The organism is Oculatella sp. LEGE 06141, assembly GCF_015207605.1.
Classification (GTDB): Bacteria; Cyanobacteriota; Cyanobacteriia; order Elainellales; family Elainellaceae; genus Oculatella.
Genome location: NZ_JADEWO010000124.1, coordinates 1 through 4,684, shown reverse-complemented (window position 1 = coordinate 4,684; position 4,684 = coordinate 1). Strand labels below are relative to the sequence as shown.

General features: G+C 51.4%; 3 protein-coding genes. All 3 read right to left on the bottom strand.

What is annotated here, in order from left to right:
- Positions 1 to 485 (bottom strand): DUF427 domain-containing protein (locus tag IQ268_RS31740; RefSeq protein WP_193887441.1); only part of this gene is annotated, 485 nt, incomplete at its 3' end.
- Positions 486 to 538: 53 nt separating this feature from the next.
- Positions 539 to 1,024 carry a Crp/Fnr family transcriptional regulator gene (locus IQ268_RS31735; protein ID WP_193887439.1) on the bottom strand — a complete coding sequence of 162 codons (486 nt, stop codon included), beginning with the start codon at positions 1,022 to 1,024 and terminating at the stop codon, positions 539 to 541.
- A 351-nt stretch (positions 1,025 to 1,375) separates the two neighbouring features.
- Entirely contained in the window at positions 1,376 to 4,411 is a 3,036-nt protein-coding gene (locus IQ268_RS31730) for an MFS transporter (protein ID WP_193887437.1), read from the bottom strand.
- Between the last annotated feature and the right edge of the window lie 273 nt (positions 4,412 to 4,684).

Sequence of the window (4,684 nt, the reverse complement as noted above, 5' to 3'; positions counted from 1 at the left end):
GTACCCGCCCCACCCTTAAAGGGGCCAATAATGTCATTTGTAATCCACCCGCCGTAAAAGTCCCCTGGCTGAGACTGAACTGGCTCACCATTGAGGTAGCAGGCATCCATCCGGCCAGGATAAAAGGCCACATAGTCTTTAATCGAAGCAAACGATGGAGTTGGGTCGGGATAATACCAGGCCACATTTTCCGCTCGTTTGTCGCCTACAACCACTGTGTAGTAAGCGGCCTGTCCTTTCCACTCGCAGTAGGTGGATCGAGGCGTTTCAATTAAACAATCCTGCTGCACATCCTCCAGGGGAATGTAATACACCGGAGGATGACTGGTTTCTAGTACCCGCTTCGCCCGGTGGGTATCGGCAATTTTTGTGCCATTAAAAATCACCTCAACATGGTTCGGGGAGTCTTCCAACCGGGGGGGACGGGGATAATCCCAAACGGATTCTTGACCGGGTTCAGGAGGGATTCGCTGCACTGCACTCACCTGTAAATGTAGAAGGGCTTACCGTTTTGAGTGTAGCGATTCAACGGCTTTGCTCAAAATCGTGCAAGCTGATTGGTCACTAATGGCAGTGGTTGACTGTCGGCACGATCTTGGCGGGCATCGATCTTTTGGTTGAGTTCTCGAATGCGGCGAGACAGCAGCCGAATGATGTTAACAGCAATCCCTGGAGTTTCATCAATGGCCTCGTAGAGTTGCTGTTGGGTCAAAATCAGGCATTCGCAAGGTTCTAGCGTGGTGATGGTTGCAGAGCGAGGTTCGGCATCAAACAGCGACATCTCGCCAAAGCAAGCGCCTTCTCCGAGTTTAGCTAGCTCGCGATCGCCAATATGAACCCGTACTCGACCCGACACAATGATGTAGAGCGATCGCCCCTCTTGCCCCTGGGTAAAGATGGTATGTTTCGCCGGAAACGACAGTTCATCCATGATGGATGCAAGCCGCACGAGAAAGTCATCCCGCAACTCGTTAAAGATGGGGACTCCCCGAACAAATAGCAGGCGATCGACGCTAGTCAGCATAGCAGCGATAGTTCAACAGACTTGATGGTGGACTGTAGACAACAAACGTCAGACTCAATGCATTAATCCGTGATTGCAACGATGGGATTCTAATCGCTAACGTTGATGGCCTAGCGTGAACCAGCGATCCCCTCATCACCGCAGTTTAGAGTTTGTTTACTGTTTCAGCTCTTAACGTAGGTTGCCCACTCTGTATATTTAGTCATCTCTGGCGCAAAGTTTAACACCAAATTGGAAAGATCTTGTGGCCGATCCGGTTTTCCTGGAGCAATAGCAAGGGTTAATGGCATGGGCACAGTTACTGGTGGAGACACAGTTTCTATGGGCGGTGGTCTTAGCCCTGGTGCTTGCTCAGGTCGGATCAAAGCGGGAAGAGTGATTTAAACGAACGGCACCTGACCCATTCGTTGACTGAGCCGATGGCGCATCCGATGAGGGTAGGCTCAAATCCAGTAACATTTGCTGCACTTGAGCAGCAACAAGGCGATCGGGGTCATTCTTTAATAACGGCAGCAATTCAGATAAGGTGCGAGGCGAGGCGACACGCAGATAGCTGAGAACCGCTTCGCGCACAAACCCTTTGACATGATGCAGACAGGATATAGCTTGCTCGGCTGTCAAACTCCAACGAGCTTGTCGGGCGAGATGAAAGCAGCAGGCCAGACTCCAATCCGACAAAAAGTAGCGAAGCTCCAACAGGTGGCGTAATCGCTGGCTCGGCTGCATGGATTGGTAGGTGATGAACTCTGACAAACTTTGCAGTTTCTCCCAGTCGGAACGGCGATCGAGAATACTAAGCAATGCTCGTTTGCTGGGAATATCTAACGTGTTGTCCAAAATCTCTAAACCGCGTGCTACGCTTTCCGGCGATTCAGATTGCAAATTATACGCGGCGGCCTGAATGGTGCCAGAGGGATAGAGGAACCGCATGAGCAGGAACACACGCTCAATCGCATCGTTTTGCAAATCTCGCAGGGCACGCCGCAGCAAATCTGCCTCTCGGCCAGCCACTTGTTCGGGGCTAATGTCTAACAGCGTTGCGTAGATTTGTCCGATAAACAGCAACTCTTGATTGATCAATGTTTCTACACCGCTGCGACCCAATAGATCCAATACGGCATCAATCCCCGTTTCGTGAGGCAGTTTGAGCAGAATTCGCAGCAAGCTACGCCGGGTTGATCCCCAGGCAGTCATCAGGTGAGAAACTAACGCATTGTGGGCTTCTAACGTGCCAACTTGGGCGATCGCAGTCCAGGCACAGGTACGCACTAACTCCGGCGTGTTAAGCTCTTCTGCCAGCTTAACCAACAGGGGAATCGCCTCGTTGTCCAGACGAATCAAGGCTCGCATGGCGGCCTCGCGAGTTGATTTATAGTTTAAGCCTCGTATCAGGGACGGATAGTATTCTTCCAGGTGGGTGGCGGCGATCGCTTCTAATAAGGCACAGCGTACCCGCAACGACTCATCTTGCAGCAGGTCTTCAATGTGGATGCGTAGCGTTTGCAGATAAACCGCTTCGCCCAGGGCACGACAGCCCATAACCCGCTCTCGTTCTTGTTTGTGGGTGAGCATTCGGCGCAGGGTTTGGGTGGCGATCGCCTTGTCTTCGGGCTGGCCTCGGCGTAACATCAACGATGCGGCTGTGCCGCGCACTACTGGCTCCATATCTGGCTCTAAATAAGGCCGTAGCTCGTTGATGTTTGGCTCAGGTTCCGTCAACCAGATATAGCGAAGTGCAACCGCCAACACTTCTGGTGGCAATGGTTTCTCCACCAGGGCTTGAACCCACGGCAAATAGGCCGGATTGGGATAGTCCAACATTGCTTCCAGGCTATGCCGCTGTAAGGCGGACGGCAAGGTCGTTAATAACGGGGATAGCACTTCACCCACATTCTTAGGATCGATGTGAGTCAGTAGCTCAATACACGATTTTTTTTCGGCCTCTGCCACCGGACGGTCGATCGCATCAGCAATGGCTCGTTTCAACGTCCGCAGATCTATATCGGAAAGGCTGCTCAGGTCTCCCCGCTCGGCACTCATCACTAGCAGACCGAGATAACGCGATCGCAGCAGCACAACCGACAAGAGCCAAACCAGCGCGAACATAAGGATGAAAAACAGGAACATCCACGGTTGAATCTGGCTGGCTTCGGAGAAAAGCTGATGCAGTATCCAAATTGTGACCAGCATTCCAACCCCGGTTAAGCCAGAGGAAATTGGCTCAGCAATCCCTCGCACAATCGACTGAATGCGGCTGCGAAGCGAATCGGGGATGGGTTGGAATAGAACAGGCCCAATACTGGCAACGAGGGTATACCGCAGCAGTTCATCAACAAACTTGAGGAGAACCAGTCCCCAAAACAACCCCACCACTCCAGTGAATGCGAACAGACTGAGGCAGGCAACGGAGACAGGCGGCAAAATGGCGATCGCAAACACGCCCAACCGCTCAATGATGCGTCCTGAAACAAACCACTGAGTCAACAGCTCAAAAATGCCCAGGGTACCGCTGAACAACGCGAGGAAGTTGGCAATGTCCTCCACTCGAACCTCGGCTCGCACGTTCAAATACTGCTCTAGCTGGCTAAGATACTGAAAATCTATCAGCAGAGAAAGCACCTGCGCCATGACAAAGAACATGACGATGAGAATGAAGTAGTGATGGAGCGAGCCGCGCAACCGCCGCATGGTGAAATCGGGCTGGCGTTCTTGCAGTCGCCGCTTGAGCGAATCGGGAAAAAACTGCTGATAGGTCTGACTCAGATAAAACAGAACGCCCGATCCAACCAACAGCATCAAACAGGCCATCAAAATCACGTTGGATAAGCCGATCCACCGTTGCAGTAAGGGCAGGGAAAATCCGCTTAAAATGTCAGCCGCCAGCACTCCACTGCTAATGAGAGGATAGGTGCGCTTGATTTCGCGAATATTAAATAATTGATTGGCAGTAATTGACGTGTTTAGCTCATTGAGAACATAAATAGCCTCCAGCCATAACCGCATGAGAAATACGGTGAACCCGAATTGAAGCGCCGGGTTTAAGCCAATTCGAAATACAAACAGGGGCAGCGCCATCATCACTGCAATTAGCACAATGACCCGACGCAACGGTAAAAATTGCTGTAACCAGGAATAAAGAAATCCCAACCCCGTCCCAATTCCAGCACTGGCAATATAGATCCAGGGAAGTGAGTTGGCTCCGTAATCACCCAGGAAGAGGGCAGCCGCACTCACTTCTAGCCACAGGATACCAATCGAGGTTGCGGTGTAAAACGCAAACATGAGCAGCGTTCGCTCACTTTCCTCTGGACGCAGGTTGAGCCAATGCAACCATCCTCGGTTGACGGTCGCCCTTGTGTTAACAGGTATGCCCCCGGTTAATTTCATCTGATACCACGTTCCTGATTTAACCTGGTTTTCAATCGCCTATTATCTAAACATGCTCTGAGCCATTCAGAGTTATTGTCTGGCTACATTCATCAAGAACTTAATCCAAATTCACGCGGCTAGCACGGTGGTATAAACGTCAGAGAGGGTTTGAACAAACTGATAGGAGGGGTAGTGAACCCATTGCTGCGTGAATGGATGAATGAAAGTGGTCTGCTGTTTTTCAGGATGCCCAGAAAAGTGCGATCGCAGCCCCACCCATCACAGCCCCAC

Coding starts and splice junctions, on each gene's coding strand:
- IQ268_RS31735 (WP_193887439.1), bottom strand. CDS start 1,024: ATGCTGACTAGCGTCGATCGCCTGCTATTTGTTCGGGGAGTCCCCATC.
- IQ268_RS31730 (WP_193887437.1), bottom strand. CDS start 4,411: ATGAAATTAACCGGGGGCATACCTGTTAACACAAGGGCGACCGTCAAC.